Source organism: Propionivibrio sp., from assembly GCF_047602565.1.
In the GTDB taxonomy this organism is placed as follows: domain Bacteria; phylum Pseudomonadota; class Gammaproteobacteria; order Burkholderiales; family Rhodocyclaceae; genus Propionivibrio.
Genome location: NZ_JASGGX010000001.1, coordinates 259,692 through 277,181, shown reverse-complemented (window position 1 = coordinate 277,181; position 17,490 = coordinate 259,692). Strand labels below are relative to the sequence as shown.

At 64.3% G+C, this 17,490-nt stretch carries 19 protein-coding genes; 9 read left to right on the top strand and 10 right to left on the bottom strand.

What is annotated here, in order from left to right:
• Window positions 1–117: 117 nt before the first annotated feature.
• From QM701_RS01285 to dapC, 6 genes are all read right to left on the bottom strand, one after another.
• Window positions 118–390, bottom strand: coding sequence for a hypothetical protein (locus QM701_RS01285; protein ID WP_415165304.1), 273 nt, complete (start codon window positions 388–390; stop codon window positions 118–120).
• Window positions 391–1,566: 1,176 nt separating this feature from the next.
• Window positions 1,567–2,472 carry a 50S ribosomal protein L3 N(5)-glutamine methyltransferase gene (gene prmB, locus QM701_RS01280; protein ID WP_415165303.1) on the bottom strand — a complete coding sequence of 302 codons (906 nt, stop codon included), beginning with the start codon at window positions 2,470–2,472 and terminating at the stop codon, window positions 1,567–1,569.
• A 22-nt stretch (window positions 2,473–2,494) separates the two neighbouring features.
• Window positions 2,495–3,637, bottom strand: coding sequence for a succinyl-diaminopimelate desuccinylase (dapE, locus tag QM701_RS01275; RefSeq protein WP_415165302.1), 1,143 nt, complete (start codon window positions 3,635–3,637; stop codon window positions 2,495–2,497).
• Window positions 3,630–4,823, bottom strand: coding sequence for a PilT/PilU family type 4a pilus ATPase (locus QM701_RS01270; protein ID WP_415165301.1), 1,194 nt, complete (start codon window positions 4,821–4,823; stop codon window positions 3,630–3,632). The genes dapE and QM701_RS01270 overlap by 8 nt, the downstream gene beginning before the upstream one ends.
• A gap of 45 nt (window positions 4,824–4,868) precedes the next feature.
• On the bottom strand, window positions 4,869–5,690 hold the full coding sequence (dapD, locus tag QM701_RS01265) for a 2,3,4,5-tetrahydropyridine-2,6-dicarboxylate N-succinyltransferase (RefSeq protein ID WP_415165300.1): 822 nt from the start codon (window positions 5,688–5,690) through the stop codon (window positions 4,869–4,871).
• A 9-nt stretch (window positions 5,691–5,699) separates the two neighbouring features.
• Window positions 5,700–6,893, bottom strand: a complete 1,194-nt coding sequence (gene dapC, locus QM701_RS01260; protein ID WP_415165299.1) for a succinyldiaminopimelate transaminase — start codon at window positions 6,891–6,893, stop codon at window positions 5,700–5,702.
• 81 nt (window positions 6,894–6,974) lie between these two features.
• Between dapC and QM701_RS01255 the strand changes: the two genes are divergently transcribed.
• The 3 genes from QM701_RS01255 (at window position 6,975) to lexA (ending at window position 9,778) form a co-directional block, all read left to right on the top strand.
• Complete coding sequence (locus QM701_RS01255; RefSeq protein ID WP_415165298.1) at window positions 6,975–7,916, top strand: DMT family transporter; 942 nt, start codon at window positions 6,975–6,977, stop codon at window positions 7,914–7,916.
• Between the two features lie 61 nt (window positions 7,917–7,977).
• Window positions 7,978–8,967 carry a gluconeogenesis factor YvcK family protein gene (locus QM701_RS01250; protein WP_415165297.1) on the top strand — a complete coding sequence of 330 codons (990 nt, stop codon included), beginning with the start codon at window positions 7,978–7,980 and terminating at the stop codon, window positions 8,965–8,967.
• Between the two features lie 208 nt (window positions 8,968–9,175).
• On the top strand, window positions 9,176–9,778 hold the full coding sequence (gene lexA / locus QM701_RS01245; protein ID WP_415165296.1) for a transcriptional repressor LexA: 603 nt from the start codon (window positions 9,176–9,178) through the stop codon (window positions 9,776–9,778).
• 3 nt (window positions 9,779–9,781) lie between these two features.
• Here lexA and QM701_RS01240 read toward each other — a convergent pair whose 3' ends face one another.
• On the bottom strand, window positions 9,782–10,456 hold the full coding sequence (locus QM701_RS01240) for an ankyrin repeat domain-containing protein (RefSeq protein WP_415165295.1): 675 nt from the start codon (window positions 10,454–10,456) through the stop codon (window positions 9,782–9,784).
• A gap of 148 nt (window positions 10,457–10,604) precedes the next feature.
• Between QM701_RS01240 and QM701_RS01235 the strand changes: the two genes are divergently transcribed.
• The 4 genes from QM701_RS01235 (at window position 10,605) to ftsB (ending at window position 14,838) form a co-directional block, all read left to right on the top strand.
• Window positions 10,605–12,251, top strand: a complete 1,647-nt coding sequence (locus QM701_RS01235; RefSeq protein ID WP_415165294.1) for a CTP synthase — start codon at window positions 10,605–10,607, stop codon at window positions 12,249–12,251.
• The gene (gene kdsA, locus QM701_RS01230) at window positions 12,248–13,084 is read left to right on the top strand and encodes a 3-deoxy-8-phosphooctulonate synthase (RefSeq protein ID WP_415165293.1); all 837 of its coding nucleotides are present in this window, start codon (window positions 12,248–12,250) and stop codon (window positions 13,082–13,084) included. Before QM701_RS01235 ends, kdsA begins: the two co-directional genes overlap by 4 nt.
• A 57-nt stretch (window positions 13,085–13,141) precedes the next feature.
• A complete protein-coding gene (gene eno, locus QM701_RS01225; protein WP_415165292.1) occupies window positions 13,142–14,425 on the top strand; it encodes a phosphopyruvate hydratase in 1,284 nt (427 codons plus the stop codon).
• Window positions 14,426–14,511: 86 nt separating this feature from the next.
• Window positions 14,512–14,838: a cell division protein FtsB gene (ftsB, locus tag QM701_RS01220; RefSeq protein WP_415165291.1), complete on the top strand. Its 327-nt coding sequence runs from the start codon at window positions 14,512–14,514 to the stop codon at window positions 14,836–14,838.
• Between the two features lie 30 nt (window positions 14,839–14,868).
• Here the strand turns inward: ftsB and QM701_RS01215 are convergent, their stop codons facing one another.
• Window positions 14,869–15,588, bottom strand: coding sequence for an SIMPL domain-containing protein (locus QM701_RS01215; protein WP_415165290.1), 720 nt, complete (start codon window positions 15,586–15,588; stop codon window positions 14,869–14,871).
• Between the two features lie 160 nt (window positions 15,589–15,748).
• Here QM701_RS01215 and QM701_RS01210 point away from each other — a divergent pair, with 160 nt between their 5' ends.
• Together QM701_RS01210 and QM701_RS01205 are read left to right on the top strand one after the other, a co-directional pair.
• Window positions 15,749–16,219: a peroxiredoxin gene (locus tag QM701_RS01210; RefSeq protein ID WP_415165289.1), complete on the top strand. Its 471-nt coding sequence runs from the start codon at window positions 15,749–15,751 to the stop codon at window positions 16,217–16,219.
• Window positions 16,216–16,707: an FKBP-type peptidyl-prolyl cis-trans isomerase gene (locus QM701_RS01205; protein WP_415165288.1), complete on the top strand. Its 492-nt coding sequence runs from the start codon at window positions 16,216–16,218 to the stop codon at window positions 16,705–16,707. Before QM701_RS01210 ends, QM701_RS01205 begins: the two co-directional genes overlap by 4 nt.
• An 80-nt stretch (window positions 16,708–16,787) precedes the next feature.
• Here the strand turns inward: QM701_RS01205 and QM701_RS01200 are convergent, their stop codons facing one another.
• Both QM701_RS01200 and QM701_RS01195 read right to left on the bottom strand, forming a co-directional pair.
• Window positions 16,788–17,111, bottom strand: a complete 324-nt coding sequence (locus QM701_RS01200; RefSeq protein WP_415165287.1) for a DNA-binding protein — start codon at window positions 17,109–17,111, stop codon at window positions 16,788–16,790.
• On the bottom strand, window positions 17,108–17,461 hold the full coding sequence (locus QM701_RS01195) for a type II toxin-antitoxin system RelE/ParE family toxin (RefSeq protein WP_415165286.1): 354 nt from the start codon (window positions 17,459–17,461) through the stop codon (window positions 17,108–17,110). Before QM701_RS01195 ends, QM701_RS01200 begins: the two co-directional genes overlap by 4 nt.
• Window positions 17,462–17,490 lie beyond the last annotated feature (29 nt).

Below are 17,490 nucleotides of genomic sequence, written 5' to 3'. Positions count from 1 at the left end.
GGCCAACTGAGTAAGGCTATTCGCCATTGCAACTGGTGTGCTCGCATTATAGGAGCCTTCTAGTCCAGTCATGAGTTGAATAGCATTTAATCCAGCATCAATTGGATTTGACATTTATTATCCCATAAATAACATAATTAATATTTCAATAATAATGAAAAGAGCACCAAGCCCGCCGCCAATCCATCGAGAGATCAGAGTTATTCGCCAAGTAGTTAATTGAAATTTATCTAGGCCGATTGGTGAGAATTTGTTCTCATGCTTAATCCATACCTTAACCTGAGTTGACTTTCCATCGAATTTATTAACCAAGATTAAATAAATTGCACTGGCAATCAAATAAATAATGCAAAACAAACCGCAACCCCAAATGAGCCAAATTGTTTTCAACAGCGCCTCCCGAGTTGAGGAATAAGAGATTTAAAGAGCGTACGAAGAGTCCGTACGTACAAAGGGGTCGGTGATGTTTCGATTGTGTATAAATGGGTCAGTTACATTTAAATATTTCATTGTCAAAAATTAATGTCTCCGACCCCTTATATCGAATGTTTTGAATATTCGCTTCCATGTAATGTCATCCAAGAAAATACAGCATTAATAGGGCAAATACAGCCATTGTTATTGATCGAATTGGAAAGATTGCATGTGCATTAAATATAAGGAATGCTAATTTCGATAAACCCCAGGAACGACCTCTGAACTCATTGCGTACCCGCTCACAATCCGATTTTGTTATTGGGAAAGAAAGCCAGAAAAGAACGTAAATTACGATCCATATAACGAGATAAAATTTCACTAAGAAAAGTATGGTGTTCATACATATTTGCTCCGATAGGAAAGCTAGAACTAGTACAAATGGGTCGGTGAAATTTCGATATTTCCTCGTTGGATTTTCATGTGCTTCCTCCTCCGTTCAGAACTCGAAATCCATCTACTTTTCAACTGGTGATAGTGAAGCGTCGCTTTGCCGCTGATTCTCTTGCCGGCCACGCTTGCTGGAATTGAACCGAATACCCGCTTTGGCGCATACGTTGTGCTTTTATGCGTTTCTTCATCCTCTATAACTATTGGCATATAAACCTGGATGAGCTGTTCCGGTCTGCAGGAAGTGCGAATCGTGCAGTGTCTATACCTAAATACCGAAATCAACCTAACCAATGACGTATGGTAGTCAATGGATAGATGCTGAATGGATTCTAATGATTTTTTAATGCCCTTGCAATATGACGTAAACTATATTGCTCGTGGTCCGGGGCCGGAACCTGGGGCATGGCGGAAGATGTCATCCCGGTTTTTATCGTCGTCTGACGAAGGTTCTCGATGGCTGGGCGCCTGCAGTCTTTCCTTGTTCACGCCCTGAAATGCGGGCGCGCGCGGCTACAGCGGGCGGCCGGAGATACCACCGAGGCGTCCGTTGCGGGGATAGCGCGGAAATCTTCAGGCCACGCTGAACCGCACACCGGCGATCACGATGGCGAAGGCCATTACCTGTGCGAAGTCACCGGCGAGGAGATGATGGACGTTGCGAGCCGGCCTCGTGGCGCACCCGCCCGTCCGGCCGTTGACTCAGCCCAGGTCCTTGCGCCGCAGCATGAACACGAAGCGGTCGCCGGCGCTGGTGTCGAGCCAGACGAAGGAGAGGCGGGGGAATGCACGTTCGAGTTCGTCCTTGTTGTTGCCGATCTCGACGATCAGGATGCCGTCCGGGGTGAGATGCCGGGCCGCTTCGGCGAGCAGGACGCGCGCGAAATCGAGGCCGTCCTCGCCGCTGGCGAGGGCGAGCTGCGGTTCGCTCCGGTATTCGGCGGGCAGCGCGGCCATCGACTCGGCGTTGACGTAGGGCGGGTTGGAGACGATCACGTCGTAGCGCTCGCCGGGGATCGCGGCGAAGGCGTCCGATTCGATCAGGCGGACGCGCTCTTCGAGGCCGTACTCCTTGACGTTGAGGCGCGCGACGTCGAGCGCGTCCGGCGAGAGGTCGACCGCGTCGACGGCGGCTTCGGGGAAGGCTTCGGCGGCGAGGATGGCCAGGCACCCCGAGCCGGTGCACATGTCGAGCACGCGGCCGACGGCCCAGGGGTCGTTGACCCACGGACTCAGCTGTTCGCGCAGCAGCTCGGCGATGTGCGAGCGGGGCACGATCACGCGCTCGTCAACATAGAAGCGGTAGTCGCCGAGCCAGGCTTCGCGGGTGAGATAGGCGGCCGGCAGGCGTTCGGCGATGCGGCGCCGGATCAGCTCCAGCGCGGCGGCGCGCTCGGCGGCGGTGAGGCGCGCGTCCATGTACGGGTCGAGTGAATCCACCGGCAGGTGCAGGCTGTGCAGGAGCAGGTAGGCGGCTTCGTCCCAGGCGTTGTCCGTGCCGTGGCCGAAGAACACGCAGGCCTCGTTGAAGCGGCTGACGGCGAAGCGCATCAGGTCGCGCAGGGTGGACAGTTCTTCCCGGGCTTGGTCGTAAAGGTCTTTGGTCACGTGGCTGGCGGTGGCGGGAGGTTTACGGAAGCAGTCGTTCGAGGATGCGCCGGTAGACGGCCGAAAGCTGCGCGAGCGCGGCGATCTCGACGCATTCGTCGATCTTGTGGATGCTGGCGTTGACCGGGCCGAGCTCGATCACCTGCGGGCAGATTTCGGCGAGGAAGCGGCCGTCGGAGGTGCCGCCGCTGGTCGACAGTTCGGTGTCGATGCCGAGTTCGTCGCGGATGGCCTGGCGGGTGGCGTCCACCAGTTCGCCGCCGCCGGTCAGGAAGGGCTTGGCGCCGAGGGTCCAGGCCAGTTCGTAGTCCAGGCCGTGCCGGTCGAGAAGGGCGTGCACGCGGGACTGCAGCTGTTCCGGCGTGCTGGCGGTCGAGAAGCGGAAATTGAACAGGACGTTGACGTGGCCGGGAATCACGTTGGTGGCGCCGGTGCCGCCGTGGATGTTGGAAACCTGCCAGGTGGTCGGCGGGAAATGCGCGTTGCCTTCGTCCCACACGGTGGCCGCCAGCTCGGCGAGGGCCGGCGCGGCGAGGTGGATCGGGTTCCGGGCGAGGTGCGGGTAGGCGATGTGTCCCTGCACGCCCTTGACGGTCAGCTTGCCGGACAGCGAGCCGCGCCGGCCGTTCTTGAGCGTGTCGCCCAGGCGAGCGGCGGAGGTCGGCTCGCCGACCAGGCAGTAGTCCATGGCTTCGCCGCGCCGGCGCAGCGCCTCGACCACGGCCACCGTACCGTCGATGGCGTCGCCTTCCTCGTCGGAGGTGAGCAGCACGGCGATCGAGCCGGCGTGGTGCGGCCGCGCGGCGACGAAGGCTTCGGCCGCGGCGATGAAGGCGGCGATCGAGCTTTTCATGTCCGCCGCGCCGCGTCCGAAGAGGTAGCCGTCGCGCCGGGTCGGTGCGAAGGGCAGGCTGCGCCATTGGTCGGCCGGGCCGGGCGGGACCACGTTGACGTGGCCGGCGAAGCAGAACAGCGGCCGGCCGGCGCCGCGCCGCGCCCACAGGTTGGTGACGCCGCCCCGGTCGATGTATTCGGTGGTGAAGCCGATGCGCCGCAGGCGTTCCTCGACGATGGCCAGGCAGCCGCCCGGGTCCGGCGTGACGGACGGGCAGGCGATCAGCCGTTCGGCGAGGTCGAGCGCGGGATCGGCCGGCGTTTCAGGCATGCGCGTTCTCGTCTTCCAGGGCGGCATCGAGGCTCAGGGTGAATTCCCTGAACGAGGTACCGTTGCCGTCGATCTCGCCGAATTCCAGGGGCGGTTCGGAATTCTTTTCCTCTTTCTTGCCCGAGTCGATGCCCGAGTTGTTGATCAGCCAGGAGAGGTTGGTCGGCGAATCGGCGTTGGCCAGGGCTTCGTCCAGCGTGATCGTTCCCTCGTGGTAGAGACGGAAAAGATCCTGTTCGAAGGTCTGCGATCCCGGCGCCAGGCTTTGTTCCATGGCTTCCTTGACGGCGATGATTTCGCCGCGCTCGATCAGTTCCTGGATGTGGCGGGTGTTGAGCAGCACTTCGGCGGTCGGCAGGCGCCGCCCGTCGGGCCGCGCGACGAGGCGCTGCGAGACGATGGCCTTGAGGCTGGCCGAGAGGTCGAGGTACAGCGCCGTGCGATTTTCCAGCGGGAAGAAGTTGATGATGCGGTTGAGCGCGTGGTAGCTGTTGTTGGCGTGCAGCGTGGCGAGGCACAGGTGCCCGGTCTGGGCGTAGGCGATGGCCGCCTGCATGGTTTCCTTGTCGCGGATCTCGCCGATCAGGATGCAGTCGGGCGCCTGGCGCATGGCGTTCTTGAGCGCGTGTTCCCAGCCCAGGGTGTCCATGCCGAGCTCGCGCTGGTTGACGATCGACTTCTTGTGCTTGAACAGGAATTCGATCGGGTCCTCGATGGTCAGGATGTGGCCGGTGCGGTTGGCGTTGCGGTAGTCGAGCATCGAGGCGATGGTGGTCGACTTGCCCGAGCCGGTGGCGCCGACGATCAGGATCAGGCCGCGCTTTTCCATGACCAGGTCGGCCAGCACCGGCGGCAGGTTCAGGGTGTCGAGCGCCGGGATGTTGCCGAGGATGAAGCGCACGACGATCGAGATCGAGGCGCGCTGGCGGAACAGGTTGATGCGGAAGTTGCCGACGTTCGGCACGCCGAAGGAAAGATTCATTTCCATCGTCGCCTCGAACGTCTTGGCCTGGTCGGGCGTCATCAGTTCGTAGGCGATCTTCTCGATCATTCCCGAATCCATCACCTGCTGGTTGACCGGCATGGTGCTGCCCTGGATCTTGATGTGGATGGGAATGCCGGCGGAGATGAAGAGGTCGGAAGCCTGTTTTTCCGACATCAGTTGGAAGAGTCTGTCCAGGATCATGTCATCTCCACCGCATGTTTTTGCCCGAGAGGAGCGCGGGAACCGTCAGTCGCCGCGCAGGAGGTCGTTGATGCTCGTCTTGGCGCGCGTCTTGGCGTCGACTTTCTTGACGATCACCGCGCAGTAGAGGCTGTAGCTGCCGTCCTTCGACGGCAGGTTGCCCGACACGACCACCGAGCCGGGCGGGATGCGGCCGTAGCTGACCTCGCCGGTCTCGCGGTCGAAGATCTTGGTCGACTGGCCGATGTAGACGCCCATCGAGATCACCGAGCCCTCGCCGACGATGACGCCCTCGACGACTTCCGAGCGCGCGCCGATGAAGCAGTTGTCCTCGATGATCGTCGGGTTGGCCTGCAGCGGTTCCAGCACGCCGCCGATGCCGACGCCGCCCGAGAGGTGCACGTTCTTGCCGATCTGCGCGCAGGAGCCGACGGTGGCCCAGGTGTCGACCATGGTGCCTTCGTCGACGTAGGCGCCGATGTTGACGTAGGAGGGCATCAGCACCACGTTCTTGCCGATGAAGCTGCCGCGCCGGGCGGTGGCCGGCGGCACCACGCGGAAGCCGCCGCGCCGGAATTTCTCGGCGTCGTACTTGGCGAACTTGGTCGGCACCTTGTCGAAGTAGCGCAGCGGGCCGTTGTCGAGCAGCACGTTGTCTTCCAGGCGGAACGAGAGCAGGACCGCCTTCTTGATCCATTGATGGGTGATCCATTCGTCGCCGGTCTTCTCGGCGACGCGCAGCGTGCCGGCATCGAGTCCGGCGAGCACCTGGCCGACGGCCTCGCCGACCTTGGCGGGCGCGGTGCCGGGCTGCAGCGACGCGCGGTCTTCCCAGGCTTCTTCGATGATCTGTTGGAATTCCTGCATTTGACTTTCCTAGAGGTGGGTGACGAACTGTTGGATGCGGCGGGCGGCTTCGAGGCATTCGGCCAGCGGCGCGACGAGCGCGATGCGCACGTGGCCGGCGCCGGGATTGACGCCGTGCGCCTGGCGCGCCAGGAAGCTGCCCGGCAGCACGTGGACGTTGTGGTCGGCGGCGAGGCGGCGGGCGAACTCGGTGTCCGCCATCGGCACCTTCGCCCACAGGTAGAAGCTGGCGTCCGGCATCGACGTGCCGAGCACGTCCTGCAGCAGCGGCGTGACCGCGGCGAACTTGGCGCGGTACTGCGCGCGGTTGTCGACGACGTGCGCCTCGTCCCGCCACGCGGCGATGCTGGCGGTCTGGAAGGCCGGGCTCATGGCGCTGCCGTGGTAGGTGCGGTAGAGCAGGTAGTCCTTGAGGATCGCGGCGTCGCCGGCGACGAACCCGGAGCGCATGCCGGGCACGTTGGAACGCTTGGACAGGCTGGAGAGCATGACCAGCCGGTCGAAATTCCGGCCCAGCAGCCTAGCCGCCTGCAGGCCGCCGAGCGGCGGCCGGCCCTCGTCGAAGTAGATTTCCGAATAGCATTCGTCGGAGGCGATGACGAAGCCGTATTTGTCGGAGAGCGCGAACAATTCTTTCCAGTCGTCCAGGTCCAGCACCTTGCCGGTCGGGTTGGCCGGCGAGCAGACGATCAGCAGCTGCACGCGCCGCCATTCCTCGTCCGAGAGGCTGGCGTAGTCGAAGGCGAAATCGTTTTCCCGCAGCGAGTTGAGGAAGCGCACGTCGGCGCCGGCCAGGTAGGCGCCGCCTTCGTAGATCTGGTAGAACGGGTTGGGGCTGACCACCAGCGGCACGTAGCCGCGGCTCGGGTCGACGACCGCCTGCACGAAGGAGAACAGGGCTTCGCGCGAACCGTTGACCGGGATGATCCCGGTCTCCGGATCGATGCCGTCGAGCGCGTAGCGCCGCGTCATCCAGTCGGCGATGGCCTGCCGCAAGGCCGGCTGTCCGAGCGTGCTAGGATAGCTCGACAGCCCGTCCAGCCCGGCGATCAGGGCCTCCTTGATGAACGCGGGCGTCGCATGCTGGGGTTCGCCGATGTACAGCCGGATGGCATTCAAGTCCGGGTTGGGCGTGGTGCCGGCCATCAACTGGCGCAGTTTTTCGAACGGGTAGGTCTGCAGCTTGCGAAGATCGGGATTCACTGTCGGCGCTGGGAACGGGGATGGGAAGGCGATTATAAAGGAAGCATGGCGCGAATGGCTTATCGGATGCGCGGCGGGAGCATGAGTCCAGGACGGGAAAAGACGCGGGAGGCGGGGGCAGGAACGGAGAAGCGCGGCGCGGCGACCGCCGTGCTGGCGCTGCTGACCGGGGCGCTGGTCTGGGGCCTGATCTGGTATCCCTACCGCGTGGCGCGGGACGCCGGGGTGGACGGCATCCTGGCGTCGACGCTGACCTACGCGGTGGCGCTGCTCCTGGGATGCGGGCTGTTCCGGCGCCGCCTGTCGTCCTGGCGTCCGGCGCGGCCGGAGCGCGTCCTGCTGCTGTGGCTGGCCGCTGCCGCGGGCAGCTGCAATCTCGGCTACGTGCTCGCCACGCTGAACGGGGAAGTGGTCCGCGTGCTGCTGCTGTTCTATCTGGCGCCGTTGTGGACGGTGCTGCTGTCCAGGGTGCTGCTGGCCGAGCGGCTGAACCGCTGCGGGGCGTTCATCGTGCTGCTCTCCCTGTCGGGCGCCGCGGTCCTGCTGTGGGAGGCGGGCATGGCGATCCCCTTGCCGCAGGACGCGGCGGACTGGCTCGGCCTGGGCTCGGGCTTTCTCTTCGCCCTGTTCAACGTCCTGTCGCGCCTCGCGCGGAACGTTCCCGTCGAGGTGAAATCGATGGCCTCCTTCGTCGGCGGCGTCGCGGTCGGCGGCGCGCTGCTCGGCGCCGGGTTCGGCGCGCCGGTCACGGTCGCCGCCGGCGATGCGTGGACGATGGCCGGGCTGTTCGCGCTGCTCGGGTTGGTGCTCGTCGCGGGCAACGTCGTGGTGCAGCACGGGCTGTCGAACATGGCCGCCAACCGGGCGATCGTCATCATGCTGGTGGAGGTGGGGATCGCGGCGGTGTCGGCCTGGCTGCTGGCCGGCGAGTCCTTCGGTTGGCGCGAGACGGTCGGTGGTGCGATGATTCTGACTGCCAGCCTATTCTCGGCGCGCATGGAAACGGACGCCGGCGGCAAATGATCGGGGGATGAAGCGCGCGGCCGGCGTTTACCTGAATCTTCACGACAGAAAGAGAACGGCAATGGGAAAACAACCGTCGGAAGTGAAGTGCAACATCACCACCATCGGCGGCGGGACCGGGACCTTCAACGTCCTGTCCGGCCTGGGCAAGAACCGGCATCTGAACCTGGCGGCCATCGTCACCGTGGCCGACTCGGGCGGCTCGACCGGCGAGCTGCGCGACGAATTCGGCATCCTGCCGCCCGGCGACGTGCGCCGGGCCATCGTGGCGCTGGCCGAGGACACCGAAGTCGTGCGCCGGCTGTTCGAGTACCGCTTCAAGGAAGGGCGGCGCATCGCCGGGCACACCATCGGCAACCTGCTGCTCACCGCGCTGACCGACATCATGGGCGACTTCGAGCGCGGCATCGAGGAGCTGTCCGAGATGTTCAGCGTGCACGGCAAGGTGATCCCGGTGACGCTGGACAACGTGAGCCTGGGCGTGACGCTGGAAAACGGGGAGCGGATTCTCGGCGAGACGGACATCGACGTGCCCAAGCACGACGGCAACGTGCCCATCCGCGACGCCTTCCTGCTCGGCGGCGGCCAGCTCAACCCGCGCGCCAAGGAGGCGATCGAGAATTCGGACTACGTCATCGTCGGGCCCGGCGATCTCTACACCAGCATCGTGCCCAACCTGCTCTGCGGCGGCATGGTTGACGCGCTGCGCAGTTCGCCGGCGAAGATCATCTACGTGTGCAACATCATGACCAAGCACGGCGAAACCGACGGGTTCGCCGTGGAGGACTTCGTGCGCGTGCTCGAACAGTATCTCGGCGAGGGGACGATCGACTACCTGCTGGTCAACAACGGGGAACTGCGCGCCAGCCTGGTCCGCAAGTACGAGCAGGAAGGCAAGGCGCCGGTGCGCCTGCGCGACGGGCCGGCGCTGTTGCGCAAGGGCATCAAGCTCGTCGAGCGCGATTTCACCAGCGAAACCGACTACATCCGCCACGACCCGCGCAAGCTGGCGCGCACCATCGAGGATTTCGCCAGCGGCTGGATACGCTAGCGGACTTCCGGCACGGCCTCTTTTCCCTCCCCTTCAAGGGGAGGGTTAGGGTGGGGATGGGGTGGGTGCTCCTGACTCACAAACCCATCCCCCACCTAACCTCCCCTTTGAAGGGGGAGGAGTGGACCGCGGTGGTTCGGGATTCCGGCGCTTGCGTTCTTGCCAAGGCTGTATAAAAATACAGTCCATCTTGTCCGGAGAGACCGTGATGGAAAAACTGACGCCGCGCCAGCGGGAAATTCTCGATTTCATCCGCAATTCGCTGGAAGTCCTCGGCGCGCCGCCGACGCGGGCGGAAATCGCCAGCGCCTTCGGCTTCGCCTCGCACAACGCGGCCGAGGAGCACCTGAAGGCGCTGGCCAAGAAAGGCGTCATCGTGCTCGAACCCGGTTCGGCGCGGGGCATCCGCCTGGTCGAGCAGCTCGGCCTGCCGCTGGTCGGCAGCGTCGCGGCGGGAAGTCCGATCCTGGCGGTGGAGAACGTGCAGGCGCGCTACGCCCTGGACGCCAGCCTGTTCAAACCGCGCGCCGACTTCCTGCTGCGCGTGCGCGGCCTGTCGATGATCAACGCCGGCATCTTCGACGGCGATCTGCTGGCGGTGCACCGCAGCAGCGAGGCGCACGACGGCCAGATCGTGGTGGCGCGCATGGAGGACGACGTGACGGTCAAGCGCTACCGCCGGCACGGCGCGATCGTCGAACTGGTCGCCGAAAACCCGGATTTCGCGCCGATCGTCATCGACACGCGCGAGCGGCACGTGGAAATCGAAGGCATCGCCGTCGGGCTGATCCGCGGCGGCGAGGCGATGTAGCGCTTATTTGGACGCGGCCGCCGCCGCGCCGGGCGCCGGGGATGTCTTTCTGGCGGCCTGCTCCAGCACGGCCGTCGTCTGCGGGTGATAGTTCTTCTTGGCGTAGTACACCGGCGTCTTGCCGTCGAAATCCTTCTTTTGCAGCTCGGCGCCGCGCTCGATCAGGAGTTTCGTCAGCTTGGGCTGTCCGGTCGCCGCCGCCAGATGCAGCGCGGTCTGGCCTTCCTCGTTCCTGGCCTGGAGGTCGGCCTGCCGGTCGAGCAGCAGCTGGACGCTCTGCCGCCCGCCCGAGATCACCGCCGCATGCAGCGGGGTCAGCCCGGTGTGATCCTTGGCGTCGATCTCGGCGCCATTCGCCACGAGCAGGGCGATGATTTTCGTCTGTCCGTAGAAGGCGGCCAGATGCAGCGGCGTCCTGTCCAGCGCATCCTTGGCGTTGATGTCGGTCCCGGCGTCGATGATCTTCTGGATTTCGGCGATGTTTCCCGCGATGACCGCGTTGGATAGGGCGGGTTCGGCCATGGGGAAGGTGCCGTTGACCACCGGGTGGTTCGCATGCGCCGGCTGTCCTTCCTTCTTTCCGCAACCTCCCGTGGTCAGGGTGAGAATTCCGATCGCCAGGGCGAGCGCAAGCGCGGTTTTTCTGTTGTGTCGGGCAAAGTGGCGTTCGCTGTTCATCTCATTCCCGCCGCGGCGGCAGGCGGATACCGTGAAGGTCCAATCTTATACGATTACGCCGGGTCCGGGAGGCCGCCGCCCGCGCGCGGACTGATTGCGTCCACGTGTTTTGGGCTACAATTCGCATTTCCCGCTGCATACATTCCAAATGACCAAATACGTCTTCGTTACCGGCGGTGTGGTGTCCTCCCTGGGCAAGGGCATCGCTGCTGCATCCCTGGGTGCCATCCTCGAATCCCGCGGCATCAAGATCACCCATCTCAAGCTCGATCCCTACATCAACGTCGATCCCGGCACGATGAGCCCGTTCCAGCACGGCGAAGTGTTCGTCACCGAGGACGGCGCCGAGACCGACCTGGACCTAGGGCACTACGAGCGCTTCACCAGCGCCAAGATGGGCAAGCGCAACAATTTCACCACCGGCCAGATCTACGAGACGGTGATCAAGAAGGAGCGGCGCGGCGAGTATCTCGGCAAGACCGTGCAGGTCATCCCGCACATCACCGACGAGATCAAGGCGCACATCCGCCGCGGCGCCGAAGGCGCGGACGTGGCCATCATCGAGGTCGGCGGCACGGTGGGCGACATCGAGTCGCTGCCCTTCCTGGAGGCGATCCGCCAGATGGGGCTGCAGGAGGGGCGCAGCAACGCCTGCTACATCCACCTCACGCTGCTGCCCTACATCCCGACCGCCGGCGAGCTCAAGACCAAGCCGACGCAGCATTCGGTCAAGGAACTGCGCGAAATCGGCATCCAGCCGGACGTCCTGCTCTGCCGCGCCGACCGGTCCATTCCCGAAGACGAGAAGGCCAAGATCGGGCTGTTCTGCAACGTGCAGCGCGAGGCGGTCATCGAATGCCTGGACGCCGATTCGATCTACAAGATCCCGGCCATGCTGCACGACCAGATGCTCGACGAGATCGTCTGCCACAAGCTCGACATCCTGGCGCGCGCCGCCGATCTGTCGGTCTGGAAGAGCCTGGTGCATGCACTGGAACACCCGGAGCACAAGGTCAACGTGGCGTTCGTCGGCAAGTACGTCGATTTGACCGAATCCTACAAGTCGCTGACCGAGGCGCTGGTGCATGCCGGCATCTACACCCGCAGCAAGGTCAAGGTGCATTACATCGACTCGGAGGAGATCGAAACCAAGGGCTGCGCCGTGCTCAAGGGGATGGACGCGATCCTGGTGCCCGGCGGCTTCGGCCGGCGCGGCACGGAGGGCAAGATCGCCGCGGTGCGCTACGCGCGCGAGAACAAGGTGCCGTACCTGGGCATCTGCCTCGGCATGCAGCTCGCCGTCGTCGAATACGCGCGCGACGTGGCCGGCATGGACGGGGCGCACAGCACCGAGTTCGACAAGAATTCGCCGTTCCCGGTGATCGGCCTGATCACCGAATGGCAGGATGTCGTCTCCGGCAAGGTCGAGCGGCGCGACGAGCATTCCGACCTCGGCGGCACCATGCGCCTCGGCGGCCAGGTCTGCAAGCTGCGGGACGGCACGCTGGCCCGCGAAATCTACGGCAAGGCCGAAATCGTCGAGCGCCACCGCCATCGCTACGAGGTGAACAACGTGCTGCTCTCCGAGCTGGAGGCCAAGGGCCTGCAAATCTCCGGGCGCGCGCCGGGCACCGACCTGTGCGAGATGATCGAATTGCCGCGCGCCGTGCATCCGTGGTTCGTCGGCTGCCAGTTCCACCCCGAGTTCACCTCCTCGCCGCGCCACGGGCACCCGCTGTTCACCTCCTTCGTCAATGCCGCGATCGCCGGACAGGCCGGGCAGGGCAAGGCATGAAACTGTGCGGGCATGAGGTCGGGCTGGACCGGCCGCTGTTTCTGATCGCCGGGCCGTGCACCGCCGAATCGCTCGAACTCTGCGTCGAAGTGGCCGGGACGATGCGGGAAATCTGCGCCCGGCTGAACGTTCCCTACATTTTCAAAGCCTCCTACGACAAGGCCAACCGCAGCTCGGGCGGATCGCCGCGCGGGCCGGGGCTCGACGCCGGGCTGAAGCTGCTCGACGAAGTGCGCCGGCAGGTCGGCGTGTCGATCCTCACGGACGTGCATACCGAAGCCGAGGTCGGCGCGGTCGCCGCCGTGGCCGACGTACTGCAGACGCCGGCCTTCCTCTGCCGCCAGACGGATTTCATCCATGCCGTGGCGGCCAGCGGCAAGCCGGTCAACATCAAGAAGGGCCAGTTCCTCGCGCCCAGCGACATGAAGCACGTCGTCGCCAAGGCCAGGGAGGCCAACGGCGGCGCCGACACGCTGATGGTCTGCGAGCGCGGCGCCTCGTTCGGCTACAACAACCTCGTGTCCGACATGCGCGGCCTGGCGATCATGCGCGAGACCGGCTGCCCGGTCGTCTTCGACGCGACCCACTCCGTGCAGCTGCCGGGCGGGCAGGGCGCCTCGTCGGGCGGGCAGCGCGAGTTCGTGCCGGTGCTGGCGCGCGCGGCGGTGGCGGTGGGCATCGCCGGCCTGTTCATGGAAACGCACCCGCGTCCGGAAAAGGCGCTGTCCGACGGGCCGAACAGCTGGCCGCTGCAGCGCATGGAAAGCCTGCTGGCGACGCTGGCGGAGCTCGACCGCGCGGTCAAGCGGGCCGGTTTCGAGGAAATGCGTTGATCGCCGCCCGTTGCCCGGGCGCGGTCGCTTGATCATCTCTGACGAAAAGGAAAAATCATGAGTTCAGTCGTCGATGTCGTCGCGCGCGAAATACTCGATTCCCGCGGCAACCCCACCGTCGAGTGCGACGTGCTGCTGGAATCGGGCGTGATGGGACGCGCCGCGGTGCCGTCCGGCGCCTCCACCGGCTCGCGCGAGGCCATCGAACTGCGCGACGGCGATGCGGCCCGCTACAACGGCAAGGGCGTCACCCAGGCCGTGGAGAACGTCAATACCGAGATCGCCGAGGCGATCATCGGGCTGGACGCGCAGGAGCAGGCGTTCATCGACCAGACGCTGATCCAGCTCGACGGCACCGAGAACAAGTCGCGGCTCGGCGCCAACGCGCTGCTGGCTGTGTCGATGGCCGTCGCCAAGGCGGCGGCGGAGGAGTCGGGGCTGCCGCTGTACCGCTACTTCGGCGGTTCCGGGCCGATGCAGATGCCGGTGCCGATGATGAACATCGTCAACGGCGGCGAGCACGCCAACAACAACCTGGACTTCCAGGAATTCATGATCCTGCCGGTCAGCCAGAACTCCTTCCGTGAGGCGCTGCGCTGCGGCGCCGAGGTCTTCCACGCGCTGAAGAAGCTGCTCGACCAGAAGGGCTTTTCCACGGCGGTCGGCGACGAGGGCGGCTTCGCGCCCAGCCTCGCCAGCCACGCCGACGCGCTGCAGTTGATCGTGCAGGCGATCGAGGCGGCTGGCTACTTCCCCGGCGAGGACGTGCTGATCGGCCTGGACTGCGCCGCCTCCGAGTTCTATCGGGACGGCAAGTACTTCCTGGCGGGCGAGGGGCTGGAGCTGAGCTCGGACCAGCTTGCCGACTATCTGGCCAATCTGGTCGACCAGTTCCCCATCGTGTCCATCGAGGACGGCATGGCCGAGGGCGACTGGGACGGCTGGAAGTTGCTGACCGACCGCCTCGGCGCCAAGGTGCAGATCGTCGGCGACGACGTTTTCGTGACCAACACCCGCATCTTCAAGGAAGGCATCAAGAAGGGCGTGGCCAACTCGATCCTGATCAAGATCAACCAGATCGGCACGCTGTCCGAGACCTTCGCGGCGATCGAAATGGCCAAGCGCGCCGGCTATACGGCGGTGATCTCGCACCGCTCGGGCGAGACCGAGGACAGCACCATCGCGGACATCGCCGTGGGCATGAACGCGCTGCAGATCAAGACGGGATCGCTCTCCCGCTCGGACCGCATCGCCAAGTACAACCAGCTGCTGCGCATCGAGGAGGATCTCGGCGATACGGCCGGCTATCCGGGGCTCGACGCGTTTTACAACCTCAGATAAAGAGCCGGGGCGAAGGCGAGGCAAACGTTCCGGGGGCGGCCGCGCTCCCGCGCCTCGCGCCCTGACCTCCGCTTTTTTTCGAACCGATGCGCTGGCTCTCCGCCGCCCTGATCGCCCTGCTCATAGTGCTGCAGTATCCGCTCTGGCTGGGCAAGGGCGGCTGGCTGCGGGTGTGGGACGTCGCCCGGCAACTGGAGCAGCAAAAGGAAAGCAACCGCACGCTGGAGGTGCGCAACGCGGGCCTCGACGCCGAAGTGCGCGACCTCAAGCAGGGCTATGACGCGATCGAGGAACGGGCGCGTTTCGAGCTGGGCATGATCCGCCAGGACGAAGTCTTCGTGCAGATTCCCGAGAAGATGCCCGGCAAGACGGCCTCTCCGGCCGAAAGCGGCGGCGTGAAGCAGAAAGAGTAGCGTTCCGCGCGCCGCCTTCCCGCCCGGCGCCTACTCGATCTCTATCCTTCCCGAAACCGAGACGCTGACCAGCGATTCGCCCGACTCGATCGGCATCGGCGCGGCGTCGGCGGACATGGCCTTGGCGGCGCGCAGCACCGGCACCGGCGGCGCGAAATGCCCGCCCGTGCTGACCGACAGTTCCCGGATGCCGTAGCTCTTGCCCTGCGCGTCGGCCACCAGCTTCGCGCGCGCCTTGAACAGATCGATGGCGTCGAGGATGGCGGCGTTCTCGGCCGTTCTCCGCGTCTCCGGCGAGGGCAGCATGCGCAGGCTGGAAACGGCCAGCGACGTCTGCAGTTTCCCGAGCAGCTCCGACAGGCTGGCCGTGTCGCCGGATTCGAGCGAAATCTCCGAGCGCATGCGCCAGGACTCGATCGCGCCGCCCTTGGCATAGACCGGGTAGGTGCTCGTCCCGCCGCTCTGGACCTTGATCGCCGGGTAGGCCTTGGCCAGCTTCAGCGCCTCGGCGACGGCCTGGTTGACCCGCCTGGACAGCTCCGCCGGCGTGGCGCCGGACGCCTCGGCGGACAGCGTGGCCTGCATCAGGTCGTTCGCCGCCGGGCGGCTGGCCTCCGACGACAGGTTGACGGTCAACGGCTCGGCGAGGGCGGCGCCGGCGGCGAGCAGCGAAAAAGCGGCCAGCGCCGCGTGCGGCAGACGGCAGCGAAACGGCAGGGATGCGCGCGGGGTAGAGGAGGTGAGGGGCATGTCTTCTCCGTTCGGAAATCAAGGGGCTTCGACGGCCGGCGCGTCGTGCGGCGGCGGCTGTCTAGTGTAGTGTTAACGCGTGGCCGGGCAGGGAAGCTTGGTACAATCCGGCCAACTCGATCGTACCACTGCGACGAGCCTGGGTCTTTGAGGAGGCAGCATGCTGAAAGTAGGAGAAGCGGCACCGATGTTCGTCCTCCCCGATGCGGATATGGATGCCGTTGACATTGCCGCCTATCGAGGCAAGCGTCACGTCGTCCTTTTCTTTTACCCGAGAGACGACACGCCGACCTGCACGCTGGAAGCCACCGATTTTTCCGATCATGAAGATGAGTTCTCGCGGCATGGCTGCGTCGTGCTCGGCATCAGCCGCGACGATTGCATCCGGCACGCCGAGTTCCGCGACAAGCACGGCATTTCGGTCAGGCTGCTCTCGGATGCCGACGGGCAGGTCTGCAAGCAGTACGGCGTGTGGCAAATGAAGGAAGTTGACGGCGTGAAAAAGCACGGCATCGTCCGCTCGACTTTCGTTATCGACAAACAGGGCGTGCTCCGCTTCGTGCTGTACGGGGTCAACGCCAAGGGCCACGCGCTGGAAGTCCTGCGCACGGCGAAGGAACTCAATTCATGAACATGCAAGTCATCAAGAACACCGTCGTCACCCTCGACTACAACGTCACCGATCCGGACGGCGAGCTCGTCGACGCGGGCAAGGAGCCGCTGGTCTACCTGCACGGCGGCTACGACGACATCTTCCCGATGATCGAGGAGGCGCTGCAGGGCAAAAAGGTTGGCGAGACCGTCGTGGTCAAGATGCAGCCGGACGACGCCTTCGGCGAATACGACGCCGACCTGATCCAGATCGAGTCGCGCAAGGATTTCCCCAAGGAGCTGCAGGTCGGCATGCAGTTCGAGGGGCTGCCGGAAGGCGGAGACGACGACGAGGCGCTGATCTATCGCGTCACGGAAATCGCCGACGACCGCGTGGTGCTCGACGGCAACCACCCGCTGGCGGGCATGGCGCTGGTGTTCACCTGCACGGTGACCGCGGTGCGCCCGGCGAGCGCCGAGGAGATCGCGCATGGGCACATCCACGACGGGGAGTGCGAGGAGGACTGAATCTGCGGCTTTGACCGCCGTTGGGAAAGCCGGGTCAGCGACCCGGCTTTTTGCTTTTTGGAGGATCGACGCTGACGCCTTTACGCCGTTTCCACGAGCCGCACGTCGAACGCCACCTTCAGCCGATTGCCGATCGCTCCGAAGATGGTGGCCAGATTGTCCATGCTCGGATTGCCTTTCGGGGACAGCATGCGATGCAGGCTCTTGCTGGGCTTGTGTGTCAGCTCCGCCAATCCCTCGAAGCCGACCGTCGCGTTCACGAGGTCGCGGAGAATGAGGCGCGCCGCGTCCGGTTCGCCACTAAGAAAGAGCGTGGCCGCTTCGTCCAGCAGTGCCTTGGCGAAATCCGGGTCGCGTTCGACGCGCTCGACGATGGTTTGCTTGAAATCACGGGTAAGCGTCATGCCTTTTTCCCTTTCCTGGCTGCGGCGAGGGCCTTCTTTCTCGCCTTGTATTCCTCGTGCAACGCTACCGCCCGGTCGATGGCTTTCTGCTGCCCTTTCTTGGTGCTGCCACCGAACAGGATGATCAGCGTTTCGCCCTCTCGGGCCAGATAGATGCGATAGCCCGGTCCCCAGTCGATCACGTACTCGCCAATACCTCTAAACCACTTGACGTTGGACGTATTCCCCAACTGCAGCCGGATCTTGGCGCTGGCGACCTTCGCCGCAGCCGGTGCGTCCAGCCCGTTGAACCAGCTCTGGTACGGATTGACTCCGTCTTCGCCGATATATTCTTCGAGCCGGATCTTCATCGCCGAATGGTAACTTATAGGTTACTATA

Bases quoted from the DNA above. Each gene is read 5' to 3' on its own strand.
- QM701_RS01195 (WP_415165286.1), bottom strand. From the start codon at position 17,461: ATGAAGATCCGGCTCGAAGAATATATCGGCGAAGACGGAGTCAATCCG.
- QM701_RS01270 (WP_415165301.1), bottom strand. From the start codon at position 4,823: ATGATCCTGGACAGACTCTTCCAACTGATGTCGGAAAAACAGGCTTCC.
- dapE (WP_415165302.1), bottom strand. From the start codon at position 3,637: ATGCCTGAAACGCCGGCCGATCCCGCGCTCGACCTCGCCGAACGGCTG.
- QM701_RS01210 (WP_415165289.1), top strand. From the start codon at position 15,749: ATGCTGAAAGTAGGAGAAGCGGCACCGATGTTCGTCCTCCCCGATGCG.
- lexA (WP_415165296.1), top strand. From the start codon at position 9,176: ATGGAAAAACTGACGCCGCGCCAGCGGGAAATTCTCGATTTCATCCGC.
- kdsA (WP_415165293.1), top strand. From the start codon at position 12,248: ATGAAACTGTGCGGGCATGAGGTCGGGCTGGACCGGCCGCTGTTTCTG.
- QM701_RS01255 (WP_415165298.1), top strand. From the start codon at position 6,975: ATGAGTCCAGGACGGGAAAAGACGCGGGAGGCGGGGGCAGGAACGGAG.
- eno (WP_415165292.1), top strand. From the start codon at position 13,142: ATGAGTTCAGTCGTCGATGTCGTCGCGCGCGAAATACTCGATTCCCGC.
- QM701_RS01205 (WP_415165288.1), top strand. From the start codon at position 16,216: ATGAACATGCAAGTCATCAAGAACACCGTCGTCACCCTCGACTACAAC.
- QM701_RS01200 (WP_415165287.1), bottom strand. From the start codon at position 17,111: ATGACGCTTACCCGTGATTTCAAGCAAACCATCGTCGAGCGCGTCGAA.
- QM701_RS01250 (WP_415165297.1), top strand. From the start codon at position 7,978: ATGGGAAAACAACCGTCGGAAGTGAAGTGCAACATCACCACCATCGGC.
- QM701_RS01235 (WP_415165294.1), top strand. From the start codon at position 10,605: ATGACCAAATACGTCTTCGTTACCGGCGGTGTGGTGTCCTCCCTGGGC.
- QM701_RS01215 (WP_415165290.1), bottom strand. From the start codon at position 15,588: ATGCCCCTCACCTCCTCTACCCCGCGCGCATCCCTGCCGTTTCGCTGC.
- QM701_RS01240 (WP_415165295.1), bottom strand. From the start codon at position 10,456: ATGAACAGCGAACGCCACTTTGCCCGACACAACAGAAAAACCGCGCTT.
- dapD (WP_415165300.1), bottom strand. From the start codon at position 5,690: ATGCAGGAATTCCAACAGATCATCGAAGAAGCCTGGGAAGACCGCGCG.
- ftsB (WP_415165291.1), top strand. From the start codon at position 14,512: ATGCGCTGGCTCTCCGCCGCCCTGATCGCCCTGCTCATAGTGCTGCAG.